This window comes from Streptomyces barkulensis (assembly GCF_002843305.1).
Lineage (GTDB): Bacteria > Actinomycetota > Actinomycetes > Streptomycetales > Streptomycetaceae > Streptomyces > Streptomyces barkulensis.
Genome location: NZ_PGSG01000115.1, coordinates 26576 through 44858 on the forward strand (window position 1 = coordinate 26576; position 18283 = coordinate 44858).

Here is an 18283-nt window from a genome sequence, read left to right on the forward strand (position 1 = left end):
CGGGGGGGGCAGGGGGTCAGGAGCACTTCTTGCCGTCGGCGGGGACCTTCCCCCGCAGCAGGTAGGCGTTGACCGCCGAGTCGACGCAGTCGCTGCCACGCACGTACGCCGTGTGGCCGTCGCCCTCGTACGTCAGCAGGGTCGCCGAGGAGAGCTGCTCGGCCAGGCCCTGGGACCACTTGTAGGGGGTCGCCGGGTCCCGGGTGGTGCCGACGACCAGGATGGGGGCGGCGCCCTCGGCCTCGATGCGGTGGGGCTCACCGGTGGGCGGGTGCTGCCAGTACGTGCAGTTCAGGGCCGTCCAGGCGAAGTTGCGGCCGAAGACCTCGGACGCCTCGCGGAAGTCCGGGACGGCCTTCTCGGCCTCGGCCTGGCTCTTGAAGGGGGCGGGCAGGTCCAGGCAGTTCACGGCGGCGTTGGCGTACATGATGTTGCCGTAACCGCCGTCGGCGCCGCGCTCGTAGTAGTCGTCGGCCAGCGACAGCAGCTCCGCGCCGTCGCCCTTCTGCGCGGCGGTGAGCGCCGAGCGCAGCTTCGGCCAGTAGTACTCGGTGTACATGGCGTTCAGCACGCCGATCGTGGCCAGCGACTCGGTCAGTTTCCGCGACTGGCCCGTGGCGAGCGGCCTGTCGTCCGTCTTCTCGAAGAAGGCGCTCAGGCGCTCGCCCGCCTCCTTGACGCTCCCGTTGCCCAGGGGGCAGTCGTCGAGCTTGACGCAGTCCTCGGCGAAGGCGGTGAAGGCGGTGTCGAACCCCGCGGTCTGGTCGAGGTTGAGCTGCTCGGCGGTGAGCGAGGGGTCCATGGCGCCGTCCAGGACGAGCCGGCCGACACGGGACGGGAAGAGCCCGGCGTAGGTGGCGCCGAGGTAGGTGCCGTAGGAGGCTCCGAAGTAGGTCAGCTTGTCATCACCGAGCACCTGGCGCAGGACGTCCATGTCGCGGGCGGCCTCGACGGTCGAGACATGGCCGAGCAGGTCGCCCTCCCGCTTCTCGCAACCCTCCGCGAACTTCTCGAAGGCCGCCGCCAGCTTGTCGATCTCGCCCTTGTCGTCGGGGGTGACGTCGGTGCGGACGTATTCGTCCATCTCCTTGTCCGTCAGGCACTCGATGGGCTCGCTGCGGGCCACGCCGCGCGGGTCCATGCCGACGATGTCGTACCGGGCGCGCACCGGGGCCGGGTAGCCGACGCCCGCCGCGAGCTGAACGTAGTCGACGGCGGAGCCGCCCGGGCCTCCCGGGTTGACGTGCAGGGTGCCCAGCCGCTTTCCGGGGCCGGAGGCCTTCTTGCGGGTGACGGCGAGTTTCAGGTCCTCGGACTTCTTCGGCGCGGCGTAGTCCAGCGGCACCTTCAGCTCGGAGCACTGGAAGCCGGAGACGCCGCAGTCCTTCCAGCTCAGCTTCTGCTCGTAGTACGGCTCGAGGTTCGCCGGAATCGCCTCGGGCAGCGGCTGGAGCGGCTTGGCCGGACTGACCGCGCGGTCGTCCGAGGGGCGTGACGACGAACGGGAGGGCTCGGAGCCGCGCTCGGGCTCCGGATCGTCCGAACCGGAGCAGCCCGACAGCAACAGCGCGGCCGTCGCGAACGCGACGCCACCGGTACGGAGCAGACGCCTGGTGTCCATGACCTTGGAGCGTATACGGGCCGGAGCCGCCAGGGGGTGAGCCGCCGCCGGGGTCAGCGGTGGCCGAGGAGGAGGTCAGCCCGCGCGGAGCGCCACCGCCATCGCCTCAACGGCCAGCAGTGGGGCCACATTGCGCTCGATGGCGCGGCGGCACTCCAGTACCGCCTCCATGCGGCGCAGCGTCTGCTCCGGACGGGTGGAGGAGGCGATCCGCTCCACCGCGTCGCGGACGTCCTCGTTGGCGATCATCATCTGTGTGCCGAGCTGACGGACCAGCACGTCGCGGTAGAAGGCGGTGAGGTCGAGCAGGGCGAGATCGAGGGAGTCGCGCTGGGCGCGGGTGGCGCGGCTCTTCTGCCGCTTCTCCAGGTCCTTCATCACTCCTGCCGTACCGCGCGGCAGCCGGCCGCCCTCGGAGGCGCCGAGTGCGGCGCGCATCTCCTCGGTCTCCTTGGCGTCCGCCTCCTCGACGGCCTCCTTGGCGTCCTCGCCGGCCGCGTCGACCAGTTGCTGGGCGGCCCGGAGCGCGTCGCCGATGTCGTCCATCCGGGTGGGCAGGGCGAGGACGGCCGCGCGGCGCGTACGGGCCCGCGCGTCGGTGGCCAGGCGCCGGGCCCGGTCGATGTGGCCCTGGGTGGCGCGGGCGGCGGCCACCGCCACGTCCGGCTCGATGCCGTCGCGCCGGATCAGCATGTCGGCGACGGCGTCCACCGGCGGTGTGCGCAGCACCAGATGGCGGCAGCGGGAGCGGATGGTGGGCAGGACGTCGTCGGCCGAGGGCGCGCACAGCAGCCACACCGTGCGGGCGGCGGGCTCCTCGACGGCCTTGAGGAGAGCGTTGGCGGCCTGCTCGGTGAGCCGGTCGGCGGTCTCGTGGATGACCACCTGCCAGCGGCCTCCGGACGGGGAGAGCTGGGCGCGGCGCACCAGCTCTCGGGTGTCGCCGACCCCGGTGCTGAGCCCGGACGCGCGGACCACCTCGACGTCGGCGTGCGTGCCGATCAGCGCCGTGTGGCAGCCGTCGCAGAAGCCGCAGCCGGGTGCGCCGCCCAGGGCGCGGTCGGGGCTGACGCACTGCAGGGCGGCGGCGAAGGCACGGGCGGCGGTCGCCAGGCCGGAGCCGGGCGGGCCGGTGAACAGCCAGGCGTGGGTCATCGCCGAGCCGGAGAGCCCGGCCGGTCCCGGCGCCCGGTCCCCGTCCTCACCGGAGGCGGCGGCCGTGACGTACGCGTCGGCGTCGCGCGCCGCCGCGGTGAGCTGTTCCACGACCCTGTCCTGTCCGACCAGGTCGTCCCATACGGCCATGTCCCGCCGCCCTCCCTCCGCGCGTCGCCCGAGCCGTCCGGCCCGGGTGGCCCATTCGGTCCGCTCAGTGCCGTCCGGTGCCGTCCGGTGCCGTCCGCCGTTCGGCGCCGGACGGCGCCGGACGGCGCCGGACGGCTTCCCCGCCATTGTTCCGCACTGCTGTGACAGCCGCGGACGGCCGGCCCGCGCCGCGCCCCGGCCCGCGGGCCCCGCGGGGCGTCAGCCCCGGCGGCCGCGTCGCCGGCCGTCCTCCTCGTCGTCGGTGAACTCCTGGTGGGGTCCGAGGAGTTCGTCGGCGAGGGTGGGCAGGTCGTCCATCGGCGTCTCCTCCGCCCACTCGGGGCGGCGGCGGGGACGGCCCGTCTCGTCGACCTGCGGCAGCTCCCGGGTGCGCTCCTCCTCCGCGGCGGGCGGGGCGGGCGGGGGCTCGGCGCCGGGCTCGTCCTTGCGCAGCGACCACGACGGGGCCTGCTCCCCGGGCGCCACCCGCGGCAGCGGGGTGGTCTCGTCCCCCGGGGCCGCTGTCGGCCCCGCCGGAGGAGCCGGGGGAGCCGGAGGAGCCGGGGGAGCCGGAGGAGCCGGGGGAGCCGGGGGAGCCGGGGGAGCCGGGGGAGCCGGGGGAGCCTGCTGCGGCAGGACGACCGTCTCCTCCGCGTCCGGCGAGACCCTCGGCAGGACGGTGGTCTCGTCGGCCTCGCTCCCGCCGTTTCCGGTGCCGGTACCGGCACCGGCACCCGGCGTCTCGTCCTTGCGCAGCGAGTGCCTGCGTCCCGCCTCCAGGGACTCCCGTCCCCGGCGGGCCGTCTCCTCCGCCTCGGCGGCCCTGCGGGCCTGCTCGGCGCGGAGCAGGGCCTCCTCGGCCTTGCGCTGCTTCTCCAGCCGGCGCTCCTCGGCCTCGGCCCGCAGCCGGGCCTCCTCCTCGGCCATGCGGCGCCTGCGCTCCTCCTCCTGGCGGCGGGCGCGCTCCTCGGCCTCCCGGCGGGCGCGCTCCTCCTCCGCCCGGCGGCGGGCCTCCTCGGCTCGCTGCCGGGCCTCCTCGGCCCTGCGCAGTTCCTCGCGGCGCCGGGCTTCCTCCTCCTCGCGCTTCCTGCGCTCCTCCTCCTCGGCGCGCAGCCGCTCCAGACGCTCCTGGCGCTCGCGCTCCAGGCGCTCCTCCTCGGCCTTGCGCGCGGCCTCCTCCTCCGCACGCCTGCGGGCCTCCTCCTCGGCCCTGCGGCGCGCCTCCTCACGGGCGGCGATCTCGGCCTCGGACAGCGGCAGCACCTGGTCGAGCCGGTGCCGCACCACCGTGGTGACGGCCTCGGGCTCCAGGCCCGCGTCCACCACCAGGTAGCGGGTGGGGTCGGCGGCGGCCAGGGCGAGGAAGCCGGAGCGGACCCGCCGGTGGAACTCGGCGGACTCCGACTCCAGCCGGTCGGGCGCCTCGGTGAACCGCTCGCGGGCGGTCTCCGGGGAGATGTCCAGCAGTACGGTCAGATGGGGCACGAGCCCGCCGGTGGCCCAGCGGGAGATCCGGGCGACCTCCGTCGGCGACAGGTCGCGCCCGGCGCCCTGGTAGGCGACGGAGGAGTCGACGTAGCGGTCGGTGATGACGACCGCGCCGCGCTCCAGGGCCGGGCGGACGACCGAGTCGACGTGCTCGGCCCGGTCGGCGGCGTAGAGCAGGGCCTCGGCGCGGTGCGACAGACCGGCGGAGGAGACGTCCAGCAGGATCGAGCGCAGCCGCTTGCCGATCGGGGTCGCGCCCGGCTCGCGGGTGACGACGACCTCGTGGCCCTTGGAGCGGATCCACTCGGCCAGCGCCTCCACCTGCGTGGACTTGCCCGCGCCGTCGCCGCCCTCCAGGGCGATGAAGAAGCCGGTGGGCGAGGGGGCCTGGAGCGGCTCGGCACCGCCGCCGAACGCCTCGCGCAGGTCGCGCCGCAGCGGTACGCCCTGCCGGTCGTCGAGGCGGACCAGGACGAGGGCCGCCACCGGCAGCAGCAGCGCGCCGGTCAGCATCAGTGTGAAGGCCGCGCCGCCGTGGGCGAAGACGAAGTCGCCGCCGGCGACCCGGTGCGGACCGATGAGGGCCGCCAGCACGGGCGCGGCGACGGCCGCGAGCGCGACGGCGACGTGCACGGAGGCGTGCAGGTGGTCGGTCATCCGGGCGCGGCGGGACTCCTCGGTCTCCTCGTCCAGGAGGGTGTGCCCGGTGTTCGCGGCGACCCCGGCGGACAGGCCCGCGAGCAGGAGCAGCAGCAGTACGGCGGTGGTGTCGGGGGTCAGCCCGGCCGCGAGCAGGGCCAGGCCGGCCAGCGCGACGGACAGGGCGAGCAGCCGCCTGCGGGACAGTGCGGGCAGTACGCGCGGGGCCCGGCGCACCCCCGCGGCGGTGCCCGCGGTCAGTGCCAGGACGAACAGCCCGAACAGGACCGGGCCGCCGCCCAGGTCCATGGCGTGCAGCACCGCGAGCGCGGCGGCCGCGGCGACCGCGGCGGCCACGCAGGCGCCGGTCAGGACGAGCAGCGGGGCGGCGCCGGTGCGGCCCCTGTCCACGGCCTTGCGGACGGTCTTTCCGTCGGCGCCCTTCTCCGGCCTGCCGGTGCGGGGGCGGCGCAGGCCCTCCAGCGGGGAGCGGGGGCGCGGGGTGTCGCCGCCGGGCAGGTGCAGGAAGTACAGCAGGGCGATCGACGCGGAGAACAGGCCGGCGGCGGCGTACGACGCCAGTGCCGCCTGGTGGGTGGTGAACCACTCGATGCCCGCGCCCAGCAGGTTGCCGACCAGGGTGATCGCGACCAGTCCCGCGGCGGCCGCCGGGATGGCCAGGAAGCCCGTGCGCAGCCACAGGCGGCGCAGCGCGTCGTGGTGGTCCGGCAGGGGGCGCACCGCCGCGCCCTCGGGGGGCGGCGCGGGCAGCAGCGTGGGGGCGGCGCTGTCCTTGGCCACACCCCGGACCCGTTCGGCGACCCCGGTGAGGAAGACGGTGACCAGCAGGAACGCGAACGCCTGGTCGGGGGTCCAGTCGATCCACAGCGGCGCGACGATCATCAGCGCCAGCCGTACGCCGTCCGCCCCGATCATGGTCCAGCGGCGGTCGAGCACGCCGCCGGAGTCCGCGGTGAGGGAGGAGAGCGGGCCCAGCAGTACGGCGCCGAAGAGCAGGGTGGCCAGCAGCCGGACGGCGAGGACGGCGGCGACGGCGAGCGCCACGCCGCGGTAGCCGCCGCCCAGGACGGGGGCGCCTCCCATGGCCGGTACGGCGACGGCCGTCTGGAGGGCCAGCAGCACCAGGACCAGCAGGGCGAGTGCGTCGCCGACCCCGCCGGCGAGCTGTGCGCCCCACAGCCGGCGCAGGGGGGCATGCCTCAGCAGGGCCCGTACGGCGCGCTCGCGGGAGTCCGCGGCCAGGGCGTCGGAGGTGGAGGACACGACCGGTGGCTGCTCTGCACGCGTCATCCCGCCAGCCTATCGGTCGGGGATACGGGGGCGGCGATGCGGCCGGAGGAGCGGCCGGGGAAGCTGATACGGACGGGCACGTGCGGAAGGTTCCCGCACGTGCCGTCCGTATGCCTGCCCCGCGGGGCTACTCCGCGTCGGCCGCCGCGGTGTTCCGGGCGGTCGTCTTCTTCGCGGCGGTCTTCTTGGCCGTCGTCTTCTTGGCAGCGGTCTTCTTGGCCGCTGCCTTCTTCGCGGTGGTCTTCTTCGCGGTGGTCTTCTTGGCGGTGGTCTTCTTGGCGGTCTTCTTGGCGGTCTTCTTCGCCGGCCCCTTGGCGCGCTTCTCCGCCAGCAGTTCGTACGCGCGCTCCGGTGTGATCGTCTCCACGTCGTCGTCGCGGCGCAGTGTGGCGTTGGTCTCGCCGTCGGTGACGTAGGGGCCGAAGCGGCCGTCCTTGACCACCACCGGGCGCTCGCTGGCCGGGTCGGTGCCCAACTCCTTCAGCGGCGGCTTGGCCGCGGCCCGGCCGCGCTGCTTGGGCTGGGCGTAGATCGCCAGCGCCTCGTCCAGGGTGATGGCGAAGATCTGCTCCTCGCTCTGGAGCGAGCGGGAGTCGGTCCCCTTCTTCAGGTACGGCCCGTAGCGGCCGTTCTGCGCGGTGATCTCCTGGCCGCTGTCGGGGTCGGTGCCGACCACGCGCGGCAGGGAGAGCAGCTTCAGCGCGTCGTCGAGGGTGACGGTGTCCAGGGACATCGACTTCAGCAGCGATGCCGTGCGCGGCTTGACGGCGTTCTTGCCGGTCTTCGGGGTGCCCTCGGGCAGCACCTCGGTGACGTACGGCCCGTAGCGGCCGTCCTTGGCCACGATGGGGCGGCCCGTCTCCGGGTCGGTGCCCAGCTCGAACTCGCCGCTGGGCTTGGCCAGCAGCTCCCGGGCGTACTCCGCCGTCAGCTCGTCCGGCGGCAGGTCGGCGGGCACGTCGGCGCGGCGGCCGGTCTCGCCCTCGGCGGCCGGCGGCTCCTCGACGTAGGGGCCGTAGCGGCCCACCCGCAGCACGATGCCCTCCCCGACGGGGAAGGAGGAGACGCCCCGGGCGTCGATCGCGCCGAGGTCGGAGACCAGCTCCTTCAGTCCGCCGAGGTGGTCGCCGTCGCCGTTCCCGGCCGCCGCGGCGGCGGTGCCCTCGGCGCCCGGCTCGTCGGTGCCGAAGTAGAAGCGGCGCAGCCACGGCACGGCCTCGGCCTCGCCGGCGGCGATGCGGTCGAGGTCGTCCTCCATCTTGGCGGTGAAGTCGTAGTCGACCAGGCGGCCGAAGTGCTTCTCCAGCAGGCCGACGACGGCGAAGGAGAGGAAGGAGGGGACGAGCGCGGTGCCCTTCTTGAAGACGTATCCGCGGTCGAGGATGGTGCTGATGATCGACGCGTAGGTGGAGGGGCGACCGATCTCGCGCTCCTCCAGCTCCTTGACCAGCGTGGCCTCGGTGTAGCGGGCCGGGGGCTTGGTGGCGTGGCCGTCCGCGGACATCGCGGTGGCGGTCAGCGGGTCGCCCTCCTCGACGCGCGGCAGACGGCGCTCGCGGTCGTCGAGGTCGGCGCCGGGGTCGTCGGCGCCCTCGACGTAGGCCTTGAGGAAGCCGTGGAAGGTGATGACCTTGCCGGAGGCGCTGAACTCGGCGTCCCGGCCGTCCGTACCGCGACCGCCGACCTTGACCGTGACGGACTGCCCGGTGGCGTCCTTCATCTGGGAGGCGACCGTCCGCTTCCAGATCAGCTCGTACAGCCTGAACTGGTCGCCGGTCAGGCCCGTCTCGGCGGGGGTGCGGAAGCGGTCGCCGGAGGGGCGGATCGCCTCGTGGGCCTCCTGCGCGTTCTTGACCTTGCTCGCGTAGGTGCGGGGGCGCTCGGGCAGGTAGTCGGCGCCGTAGAGCTGGGTGACCTGGGCGCGGGCGGCGGCGACGGCGGTGTCGGACAGGGTGGTGGAGTCCGTGCGCATGTAGGTGATGAAGCCGTTCTCGTACAGCTTCTGCGCCACCTGCATGGTCACCTTCGCACCGAAGCCGAGCTTGCGGCTGGCCTCCTGCTGGAGGGTGGTCGTGCGGAAGGGGGCGTACGGCGAGCGGCGGTACGGCTTGGACTCCACCGAGCGGACGGCGAAGTCGGCGCCCTCCAGGGCGGCGGCCAGCGCGCGGGCGGCGGCCTCGTCCAGGTGCAGGACGTTCCCCTTGTCGCCGGAGCCGGAGCCGGAGCCGCCCTTGAGCCGCCCGTCGGGGCCGAAGTCGCGGCCCTGGGCGACGCGGCGGCCGTCCACGGCGCTCAGCCGGGCGGTGAGGGAGGCCGGGTCGGCGGCGTCGCCGGAGCGACCGGTGGCGAAGGTGCCGGTCAGGTCCCAGTACTCGGCGGAGCGGAAGGCGATGCGCTCGCGCTCGCGCTCGACGACCAGGCGGGTGGCGACGGACTGCACACGGCCCGCCGACAGGCGCGGCATGACCTTCTTCCACAGCACCGGGGAGACCTCGTAGCCGTAGAGCCGGTCGAGGATGCGGCGGGTCTCCTGGGCGTCGACCAGACGCTGGTTCAGCTCGCGGGTGTTGGAGACGGCGGCCCGGATGGCGTCCTTGGTGATCTCGTTGAAGACCATCCGGCGCACCGGGACCTTGGGCCTGAGCACCTCCTGGAGGTGCCAGGCGATGGCCTCGCCCTCGCGGTCCTCATCGGTGGCCAGGAACAGCTCGTCGGACTCCGCCAGGAGCTGCTTGAGCTTCTTGACCTGGTCCCTCTTGTCGCTGTTGACGACGTAGAGCGGCTCGAAGTCGTGGTCGACGTTGACGCCGAGCCGGGCCCAGGACTCGCCCTTGTACTTGGCGGGGACCTCGGCGGCTCCGTTCGGCAGGTCGCGGATGTGCCCGACGCTGGCCTCGACCACGTAGCCAGGACCGAGGTAGCCCTTGATCGTCTTGGCCTTGGCCGGCGACTCGACGATCACGAGTCGGCGCCCGCCGTCTGCGGTCTTGCTGGTCGGGGACAACTTCTTCTCGCTCTTCTCCGGTCGGTGATCCCGCTTCGTCGGGTCGGTCTGCTCTCGGCGTGTTTCACGCTTTCGTGCGGCTGCGCTCTCGCTGCGGAGTGTGACGGTACCTCCCGCCCCCGTGTCAAACGGGAAAAGTCCACAACGCCACTCGAACGGTAACCCGATGAGATAACCATCTCCCCGGGTTCACCGGATTCACCGGATTCACCGGATCCGCCGTCCGGATCCCGGCGCCGTGCCCGCCGGAGCGCGGCGATGGGCGGGTGTCCGGGCCTCCGGGCCGTCCGGCGGAGCCTTCACCGCTCGGTTACTCGAACGGTAACCCGGCGGCCGCCATTCCTGCGCCCCCGCACCGGCTGGCAAGATGTGGCCGTCTGTCCGTCCCAGCCACACATCGGGGGAACTTCCCATGTCCGACCCCAGCTCGCAGAACCCGTACGGCCACCCCCAGCAGCCGCAGAACAACCCCTACGCCGAGCAGCCGGGCCAGCCCGGCCAGCCCGGTCAGCCCGCGTACGGCTACCCGCAGCAGCCGGGCCAGCCCGGGTACGGCTACCCCCAGCAGCCCGGCCAGCCGGAGTACGGCTACCCGCAGCAGACCCCGCCGCCCGCACCGGGCGGCTACACCGGTGACCCGAACGCCCCGTACGGCTACGACCCCTACGGCCGCCCGTACTCCGACAAGTCCAAGGTCGTGGCGGGTGTCCTCTCCCTCTTCCTGGGTGGCTTCGGCATCGGGCGTTTCTACACCGGTCACACCGGTCTGGCCCTCGGCCAGCTGTTCACCTGCGGCGGCTGCGGCGTCTGGTCGCTGATCGACGGGATCATGCTGCTCACCCAGGACAGCCCCACGGACGCGCAGGGCCGCGTGCTGCGGAGCTGATGAGTGCGATGACCATGGTGTCCGGGAGGACGGAAACGGAAACGGAAACAGAAACGGAAGAGGCTAGAGGAGCGGAAGGGACCGCGGGGACGGACGGGAGCCGGGGCGCCGGGGTGTTCTCCCGTGCCGTGCGCACCCTGCGCACACACCCCGCCGCGCCGCCGCTGGGCGCGCTCGCGGCCGGACTGGCCGGTGCGGTCTACCTGTGGGGGACCAACCCGCACCAGGCCGGGCAGTGGCTGCCGCGCTGCCCGTTCAACGTGGTGACCGGGCTGCTGTGTCCGGCGTGCGGCGGCACCCGCATGACGTACGACCTGATGCACGGGGACGTCGTCGCGGCCTTCCACGACAACGCCCTGCTGTTGACCCTCGGCGTCCCGGCCGCCGCGTACTTCGGCGGGCGCTGGCTGGTGGAGGGGCTGCTCGGGCGCCGCTACCGGCCGAAGCTGGGGAAGGTCGGCACGGCGGTGGTGCTGGGGACGGCCGTGGCGTGGGCGGTGGTGCGCAACCTGGTCGGCTGAGCCCGGCCGGCGGCCTCCGCCGGCTGCCCACCGTCTGCGGGAAGTCCGGATGCCGGACGTTTTCGCAGGTAAGTGACGTGCCGTCGGATCACTGTTCGATCACGACCTCGGATTCGCCGCAACCTTCGCCGGGTCTCGGCGGTCTGGGATTCCGCCACGGTGCGTCTGGTACATGACATCAGCGGCCGTGGCGTGTCCCCATCTGAAGCACGAAGGAGCCACCCATGGCGTTCTCCGGTACCGCGCCCAACGGCCAGCCGTACTCCGACAAGTCCAAGATCACCGCTGGTCTGCTGCAGATCTTCCTGGGTGGCCTGGGTATCGGCCGTTTCTACACCGGCCACACCGGCATGGCGGTCGCACAGCTGCTGACCTGCGGCGGTCTGGGCTTCTGGTCGCTGATCGACGGAATCCTCTTCCTCACCAGCAACGACCGCACCGACAAGCAGGGCCGCGTCCTGCGCGGCTGACGGCCTGGTGGCGACCGGCGCCGTGAAGGCGCGCGCACCCCGGCGGCCCGTGCCTCCTGACGTCAGGAGGCACGGGCCGCCCCCGCCCCGCTCCCTGAGGAGCGGGGCGGACGGTTCACAGGCGTGTGAACGTCCAGAGCCCGGCGGCCAGGAAGGCCGCACCGAACACCGAGGCGAGCACGGCCGCGGTGACCTGCTCGGCCCCGTCGGCGACCGGCTCACGCAGTCGTACGCGCACCGAGGTCCACAGCAGCAGTCCGGCGCCGAACAGGGTGAAGGCCGCTCCGGCGAAGACGGCGGGTCCGCTTTCCATGCGGAGCACGGTGGCACCCGCGGGGATCGCGGCGGAGAACGCCGGGTGAACGCCGTTCGGACAGCCGGGCGAGCTCCGGCCAAACATCCGGTCCGCCCGCCCCGGCGGTTCCGTACCGCCCCCGCCCCCTACTCCTCCCCCGCGGGCAGCAGGAAGCCCTGCTCGACCAGGAGGCGGATGGACTCCGGGGTGCGGTCGCGCAGCCCCACCGGGTCCTCGCCGAGGAGCTGGGCGATGGCGTCGACGATGCGGCCGGCCGGAAGCGATCCGTCGCACACGCCGGCGAAGCCCGCGCCGACCGTGTCCACCCTCGTCGCGCGCCGCATGCCGCGGTTCTGACGGAGCACCACGTACTCCGGGTCGTCCGCGCCGGGCCTGCCGATCTGTTCCTGGGCGACCTCGTCGGCCAGCACGAAGTGGGTGGCGAGCAGGGCCGCGTCGTCCGCGGTGCGCAGGAAGTCCCGGCGCTCGAAGTGGGCACGCACCTCCTCGCCGAGCGGCTGCTCCACCGGGTGCGGCCACTCCTCGACGGTGACCGAAGGGTGCCGCGCGCCCGACTTGCGCAGGGTGATCCAGCCGAAGCCGACACCGGTGGTGCCGCCGGCCTCGAACTCCTCCAGCCAGGCGTCGTAGTGCGCTGCGTACGCGGCCGGGTCGCCCAGGTGCTCGCCGGCGTCGCGCAGCCACAGCTCGGCGTACTGGGCGATGTCCTGCACCTCACGCTGCACGATCCAGGCGTCGCAGCCCTCCGGCACCCAGGAGGCCAGCCGCTCGCTCCAGTCCCGGCCCTCGATGTGCCGCCAGTTGGCCAGCAGCTGGCAGTAGCCGCCGTCGGCGAGGTGGGCGGCGGAGCGCCCGACGAGGGTGCGGCACAGGTCGTCGCCGCCCATGCCGCCGTCGCGGTAGGTCAGACGGGTGCCGTCCGCCGCACGGGGGGAGATGACGAAGGGCGGGTTGGAGACGATCAGGTCGTAGGGCGCCTCGCCCTCGACCGGCTCGAAGAGGGAGCCCTCGCGCAGCTCGGCCTCGGGCGCTCCGGAGAGGGCGAGGGTGAGCCGGGCCAGGCGCAGGGCGCGGGGGTTGAGGTCGGTGGCGGTGACGGAGCCGGCGTGCCGGGCGGCGTGCAGGGCCTGGACGCCGGAGCCGGTGCCCAGGTCCAGGGCGCGGGCCACGGGGGTGCGCACGGTGATGCCCGCCAGGGTCGTCGAGGCGCCGCCGACGCCGAGGACGAGCCGCGACCGGCCGGCCGTGCCCGCAGCCGGGCCCGTACCGGCGTCCTCGGCCGTACGGATGCCGCCGGCTCCGCCGACCGCGCAGCCGAGGTCGGAGACGATCCACCAGTTCAGCCCCTCCAGTCCGGCGTACGGGCGAACGTCCACGGTGGCGGATACGGCGTCGCCGTCTCCGCCCGCGTCCGTGCCGGCTCCGGTGTGGCGGCGCAGCCAGCCGTCGGTGAGCGCGTCGTCGGCCGGGAGCGCCGAGCGGGCCCGTTCGTACGGCACCGGCCGCTGGAGCAGGAACAGCCGCACCAGCGTCTCCAGCCGCCCGCCGCCGCGCGTGGCGCGCAGCGCGGGGACGGTCTCGTTGCGGGCCAGGGCCGCGTAGGCGGGGGCGCCGAGCAGTTCCAGCAGCCCGTCGGGGGTGAAGCCGGCGGCGAGGAAGGCATCGCGCAGCCGGGGGAGGGCGGGTCCGGGGGTGGGGAGGCGGTCACTCACCTCCCCATTGTCACGCGGAGCGCCCCGGCGTACGTAAGCCCCCGCGCGCCCCTGTTCCCGGGCTGCCTCCGGGGCCGCTTCCGGGGCTGTCCTCCGGCCTCTCCGGCTCCCCCGTTCCCTGCCTTCCGCCGCTGCCTTCCGCCGCCGCCCTCCGCTGACCGCTCTCCGCTACGCCGCCGAGGCGGACGGCGCCGGCGACGGCCTCCGGCAGCCCTTCTGACCCGCTATCGCCTCCTGGAGATCGCCCTGCCGGAACTCCCCCAGCGCCTTCTCCACCTCACCGAACTGCTTGGGGAGCTTGTCCATCTCCCCGGCGATGTCCTGCAGCCCGTCGGCGAACTCCGACCGGTCCTTCTCGTTCAGGGCCTCGGCCCGCTCGCGGAGGTCCGCGTACGTGGCCGACAGCGCGTCGAGCCGCTTGATCGCGTTCTTCTGGATCCGGGAGCCGTCCTCCAGCGGCGGGACGCCCGCCTTGCGCACGGCGGCGGACAGGGCCTTGTAGGCGGTGGAGAGGTCGCCGAAGGCCTCCACGTCGGTCTTCTTGACCTCCTTGGGGGCCTTGTCCCCCTCGGTGATCCGCGCGAGTGCCTGGTTGGCGCCGTCGATGGTCTTGTTCTGCTTCTGCAGCGAGCCGCAGTACTCCTGGGCCCATCGCTCGGCCTTCTCGTTGCCCTCGTCGCCGCACCCGCTCAGGGCGAGCACGAGCACCGCGGTGCCGGACAGCGCGGCAGCAAGCTTCTTGTTCACTCCGGATCGATCCCTTCGTGGGTGTTCGGCCCGGAACATACACGCAGGAGGTTCACCGGCCGCGGGCCGGCGGGGTGAATAAGTCATATATAAGGCTTGGATACCCATTTGCGTTGAGCGCATCTCACACGGCCCGCCCCCGGCGCATGGCGGTGGGCGGAGCCCTGGCGCTCCGCCCACCGCCATGCGCCGGGGCTTCCGTACGAAGCCCCGCCGGACCCGCTACGGCGCCGCCACCGGGGCACCGGGCTCGGAAGGACCTGAGGGGCCTGAGGGACCCGACGGCCCCGACGGGCCCGGGGAGCCGGAGGAACCCGGCGCCCGGGAAGTGCGTCCGGCCGTGCCGCCGACGTCCTTCCCGCCGACTTCACCGCCTTCACCGCCTTCACCGTCCTCGCCGCCGACCGCGATACCGCGCCGCTTGGAGACGTAGACCGCCCCGACGATGATCCCGAGGGCGAGGAGCGCGATGGCGGCCCGCACGCCGGCGCTGGCGTCGTCGCCGTAGCTGAGCTGCACCACGGCGGGCGCGATCAGCAGCGCCACCAGGTTCATCACCTTCAGCAGCGGGTTGATCGCGGGACCCGCGGTGTCCTTGAACGGGTCGCCGACCGTGTCGCCGATGACCGTCGCGGCGTGCGCCTCGCTGCCCTTGCCGCCGTGGTGCCCGTCCTCGACCAGTTTCTTGGCGTTGTCCCAGGCCCCGCCGGAGTTGGCGAGGAAGACCGCCATCAGCGTGCCCGCGCCGATGGCGCCGGCGAGGAACGAGCCGAGCGCGCCGACGCCGAGTGTGAAGCCGACCGCTATGGGCGCCATGACGGCCAGCAGGCCGGGAGTGGCCAGTTCGCGCAGCGCGTCCTTGGTGCAGATGTCCACCACCCGGCCGTACTCGGGCTTCTCGCTGTAGTCCATGATCCCGGGCCGCTCGCGGAACTGGCGCCGCACCTCGAAGACCACCGAGCCCGCCGACCGGGAGACGGCGTTGATGGCCAGCCCGGAGAAGAGGAAGACGACGGAGGCCCCGAGGATCAGGCCGACCAGGTTGTTCGGCTGCGAGATGTCCAGGCTCAGGCCCAGCTCCCCGGCCCGGGCGCCCACGTCCGACACCGCGCCGGCGATCGCGTCGCGGTAGGAGCCGAAGAGGGCGGCGGCGGCCAGGACCGCGGTGGCGATGGCGATGCCCTTGGTGATGGCCTTGGTGGTGTTGCCCACCGCGTCGAGGTCGGTGAGCACCTGGGCGCCCGCACCCTCGACGTCACCGGACATCTCGGCGATGCCCTGGGCGTTGTCGGAGACCGGTCCGAAGGTGTCCATCGCGACGATGACGCCGACGGTGGTGAGCAGGCCGGTGCCCGCCAGGGCGACGGCGAACAGCGCCAGCATGATGGAGGCGCCGCCCAGCAGGAAGGCGCCGTAGACGCTGAGCGCGATCAGCAGCGCCGTGTAGACGGCGGACTCCAGACCGATGGAGATACCGGAGAGGACCACGGTGGCGGGACCGGTCAGCGAGGTCTTGCCGATGTCCCGCACGGGCCTGCGGCTCGGTTCGGTGAAGTAGCCGGTGAGCTGCTGGATCAGCGCGGCGAGCACGATGCCGATGGCGACCGAGACCAGCGCGAAGACGCGCGGGTCGCCGTCGTGGCCGGCGATGGCGGTGTCGGTGACACCCTCCAGTTCGCCGAAGCTGCCCGGCAGGTGGACGAACGCCGCGACGGCCACCAGGACCAGGGAGATCACCGCGGAGATGAAGAAGCCGCGGTTGATGGCGGTCATCCCGCTGCGGTCGGCGCGGCGCGGCGCGACCGCGAAGACGCCGATCATGGCGGTGAGGACGCCGATCGCCGGGACGAGCAGGGGGAAGGCCAGCCCCGCGTCGCCGAAGGCGACCGTGCCCAGGATGAGCGCGGCCACCAGGGTGACGGCGTAGGACTCGAAGAGGTCGGCGGCCATGCCCGCGCAGTCGCCGACGTTGTCGCCGACGTTGTCCGCGATGGTGGCGGCGTTGCGCGGGTCGTCCTCGGGGATGCCCTTCTCGACCTTGCCGACGAGGTCCGCGCCCACGTCGGCGGCCTTGGTGAAGATGCCGCCGCCCACTCGCATGAACATCGCGATCAGGGCGGCTCCCAGACCGAAGCCCTCCAGCACCTTGGGCGCGTCGGCGGCGTAGACGAGCACCACGACGGCGGCCCCGAGCAGACCGAGGCCGACGGTGAACATGCCGACGACCCCGCCCGTACGGAAGGCGATCTTCATCGCCCGGTGGGACACCTCGGTCAGGTCCTTCGCGGGTTCTCCCTCACCGGGAGTCGCCTCCCGGGCGGCGGCCGCGACCCGTACGTTGCTGCGTACGGCCAGCCACATGCCGATATAGCCGGTGGCCGCCGAGAAAGCGGCACCGACCAGGAAGAACGCCGAGCGTCCGATTCGCTGTCCCATACCGTCGGCCGGGAGCAACATCAACAGGAAGAAGACCACGACGGCGAATATGCCGAGAGTGCGCAACTGCCGCGCGAGGTAGGCGTTCGCGCCTTCCTGTACGGCGGATGCGATCTCCTTCATGCTGTCGGTGCCCTCGCCCGCGGCGAGCACTTGACGTACCAGCACCACGGCGACCGCCAGGGCTGCCGCGGCGACGAGCGCGATCACCAGCACCAGGCCGCGGTTGCCGCTGGTGAGCACGGCATCGGCCAGTTGTAGCCGGTCCTGGAAAGGCTGGAAAGCCTGCAAAGGGGTGTGGTGCCCCGCCATTCGTCCTCCTTGACGTTTGGCACATGGGCGCGCGCAAGCACGCTCAGGCGTCCTGCTGCAAAGATGTGGACGGATTGTAGGGAGCTGCTTCGTCTCACAACAGAGTGCGGTATTTCCTGCCGGTCCGCACCCGCAAAGATCGAATAGCGGGCACCGGAGATAATTCCCCTGGACGGCCGAGATATTCCTCTCCGGCGACACGGAAGAAAAAGATCTCGGAATACCCGGGAGATCCCTGCCGGGGCGCGGGACGGATATGCGCAGGCAGGCCGCGGCAGGGCGGGAGCGGGGGCGGCAGGGCGGGAGCGGGGGCGGCCGGGCCGGACAGGCGGAACGGACCGGACGGGGCCGGACATGGGACAGGCGCCCCGGTAAGGGGCGCCTGGGAGGGCTGGGAGGGCTCCGGGGGCCGGGAGAGCCAGGAAGCCGGTCGGCCGCGCGGGCGAACCCGCGCGGGACGGTCAGACGAGCGGCTCGGGGTTGGTCGGCCAGCTCATGCGGATCAGGCCGCCGCGCTCGTCGGCGGTCACCTCGACATCGTCCACCAGCCCGCTGATCACCGCGAGCCCCATGTCGACCTCGTCGTCGCCCTCGGCGCCGTCCGCGCCCTCGGGAGAAGTGCGGGCCGCGCCCCGCGCCGCCTGGGGAACGTCGTCGCCCACCTCGATGCGGAAGACCTTCTCGTCCTCGGTCAGCGCCACCCGGACGGGTGTGCCGAGATCGTGGCCGGTGTGAAGACCGACCGCTCTGCTGCACGCCTCACCCACCGCGAGCCGTACCTCGTCCAGTACGGCGTCGTCGACACCGGCCCGGCGCGCGACGGCGGCCGCCACCAGGCGCGCCGTCCTCACATGCTCGGGCAGCGCGCTGAAGCGCAGTTCGACGGTGGCCATGCCATCCCCCTCGGTAATGCCTGCGGTCACCCGGTGACCTGCTGCCTGACGGCCGTTCAGGGGCGCCGGACCGGTCAGGTGCCGGTCCGGCGCCCCTGCGCGCCTTGTGCGAGCTTGTTCGGCTCGGCTCTCAGTCGGTGGCCGCCACGGCCTCGTCGACCGAGGTGTGGATGGGGAACACCTTGGTCAGGCCGGTGATACGGAAGATCTTGAGAATGCGCTCCTGGTTGCAGACCAGACGCAGAGATCCCTCGTGGGCGCGTACGCGCTTGAGTCCGCCGACGAGCACACCGAGGCCGGTGGAGTCGAGGAAGTCAACGCCCTCCATGTCCACGACCAGGTGGTAGCTGCCGTCGTTCACCAGCTCGACCAGCTGCTCGCGCAGCTTGGGCGCGGTGTATACATCGATCTCGCCACCCACCGAGACGATCGTGCGATCGCCGACGGTACGGGTCGACAGGGACAGGTCCACAGATCCTCCAGCACCTTGCTATCGAGCGGTCCGCCCCCTTGGCACCTCCCCACCGGAAGGTGAGGACGGGCCATCCCCACCGGACGTGGGGAGGTCGTCTCCCCGCCGAAGGTAGAGGACGGATCGGCAGCCGCAGAAGCATTCAATCAC

The 18283-nt window shown here is 73.0% G+C and carries 12 protein-coding genes and 1 pseudogene; 3 read left to right on the top strand and 10 right to left on the bottom strand.

All coding sequences use genetic code 11. The annotated features are described in order from the left end of the window. Window positions 1-16: 16 nt before the first annotated feature. The 4 genes from CUT83_RS26670 to topA form a co-directional block, all read right to left on the bottom strand. Window positions 17-1621 carry an alpha/beta hydrolase gene (locus CUT83_RS26670; RefSeq protein ID WP_101258383.1) on the bottom strand — a complete coding sequence of 535 codons (1605 nt, stop codon included), beginning with the start codon at window positions 1619-1621 and terminating at the stop codon, window positions 17-19. A 75-nt stretch (window positions 1622-1696) separates the two neighbouring features. After that, window positions 1697-2926 carry a DNA polymerase III subunit delta' gene (locus CUT83_RS26675; protein WP_101258384.1) on the bottom strand — a complete coding sequence of 410 codons (1230 nt, stop codon included), beginning with the start codon at window positions 2924-2926 and terminating at the stop codon, window positions 1697-1699. Between the two features lie 219 nt (window positions 2927-3145). After that, on the bottom strand, window positions 3146-6364 hold the full coding sequence (gene tmk / locus CUT83_RS26680; RefSeq protein ID WP_101258385.1) for a dTMP kinase: 3219 nt from the start codon (window positions 6362-6364) through the stop codon (window positions 3146-3148). A gap of 127 nt (window positions 6365-6491) precedes the next feature. Beyond that, the gene (topA, locus tag CUT83_RS26685) at window positions 6492-9368 is read right to left on the bottom strand and encodes a type I DNA topoisomerase (RefSeq protein WP_101258386.1); all 2877 of its coding nucleotides are present in this window, start codon (window positions 9366-9368) and stop codon (window positions 6492-6494) included. Window positions 9369-9780: 412 nt separating this feature from the next. Between topA and CUT83_RS26690 the strand changes: the two genes are divergently transcribed. The 3 genes from CUT83_RS26690 to CUT83_RS26700 all read left to right on the top strand — a co-directional run bounded on the left by CUT83_RS26690 (window position 9781) and on the right by CUT83_RS26700 (window position 11245). Next, window positions 9781-10254, top strand: coding sequence for a TM2 domain-containing protein (locus CUT83_RS26690; RefSeq protein ID WP_101258387.1), 474 nt, complete (start codon window positions 9781-9783; stop codon window positions 10252-10254). A gap of 113 nt (window positions 10255-10367) precedes the next feature. Next, the gene (locus CUT83_RS26695) at window positions 10368-10775 is read left to right on the top strand and encodes a DUF2752 domain-containing protein (RefSeq protein ID WP_240958076.1); all 408 of its coding nucleotides are present in this window, start codon (window positions 10368-10370) and stop codon (window positions 10773-10775) included. Between the two features lie 224 nt (window positions 10776-10999). Then, window positions 11000-11245 (top strand): TM2 domain-containing protein, encoded by a 246-nt coding sequence (locus CUT83_RS26700; RefSeq protein ID WP_101258388.1) that lies wholly within the window; start codon window positions 11000-11002, stop codon window positions 11243-11245. 115 nt (window positions 11246-11360) lie between these two features. Here CUT83_RS26700 and CUT83_RS26705 read toward each other — a convergent pair whose 3' ends face one another. From CUT83_RS26705 to bldG, 6 genes and pseudogenes are all read right to left on the bottom strand, one after another. After that, window positions 11361-11558: a hypothetical protein gene (locus CUT83_RS26705; protein WP_101258489.1), complete on the bottom strand. Its 198-nt coding sequence runs from the start codon at window positions 11556-11558 to the stop codon at window positions 11361-11363. A gap of 128 nt (window positions 11559-11686) precedes the next feature. Then, entirely contained in the window at window positions 11687-13273 is a 1587-nt protein-coding gene (locus CUT83_RS26710; protein WP_101258389.1) for a DUF7059 domain-containing protein, read from the bottom strand. Window positions 13274-13441: 168 nt separating this feature from the next. After that, complete coding sequence (locus CUT83_RS26715; RefSeq protein WP_240958074.1) at window positions 13442-14020, bottom strand: small secreted protein; 579 nt, start codon at window positions 14018-14020, stop codon at window positions 13442-13444. A gap of 351 nt (window positions 14021-14371) precedes the next feature. Further along, window positions 14372-16768, bottom strand: a pseudogene (locus tag CUT83_RS26720) (sodium-translocating pyrophosphatase); the annotation flags it as partial. Between the two features lie 461 nt (window positions 16769-17229). After that, entirely contained in the window at window positions 17230-17661 is a 432-nt protein-coding gene (locus CUT83_RS26725) for an ATP-binding protein (protein ID WP_101258392.1), read from the bottom strand. A gap of 130 nt (window positions 17662-17791) precedes the next feature. Then, window positions 17792-18133 carry an anti-sigma factor antagonist BldG gene (bldG, locus tag CUT83_RS26730; RefSeq protein WP_093657489.1) on the bottom strand — a complete coding sequence of 114 codons (342 nt, stop codon included), beginning with the start codon at window positions 18131-18133 and terminating at the stop codon, window positions 17792-17794. Window positions 18134-18283: the final 150 nt, after the last annotated feature.

Coding starts and splice junctions, on each gene's coding strand:
- CUT83_RS26670 (WP_101258383.1), bottom strand. CDS start 1,621: ATGGACACCAGGCGTCTGCTCCGTACCGGTGGCGTCGCGTTCGCGACG.
- CUT83_RS26675 (WP_101258384.1), bottom strand. CDS start 2,926: ATGGCCGTATGGGACGACCTGGTCGGACAGGACAGGGTCGTGGAACAG.
- tmk (WP_101258385.1), bottom strand. CDS start 6,364: ATGACGCGTGCAGAGCAGCCACCGGTCGTGTCCTCCACCTCCGACGCC.
- CUT83_RS26690 (WP_101258387.1), top strand. CDS start 9,781: ATGTCCGACCCCAGCTCGCAGAACCCGTACGGCCACCCCCAGCAGCCG.
- CUT83_RS26700 (WP_101258388.1), top strand. CDS start 11,000: ATGGCGTTCTCCGGTACCGCGCCCAACGGCCAGCCGTACTCCGACAAG.
- CUT83_RS26705 (WP_101258489.1), bottom strand. CDS start 11,558: ATGGAAAGCGGACCCGCCGTCTTCGCCGGAGCGGCCTTCACCCTGTTC.
- CUT83_RS26725 (WP_101258392.1), bottom strand. CDS start 17,661: ATGGCCACCGTCGAACTGCGCTTCAGCGCGCTGCCCGAGCATGTGAGG.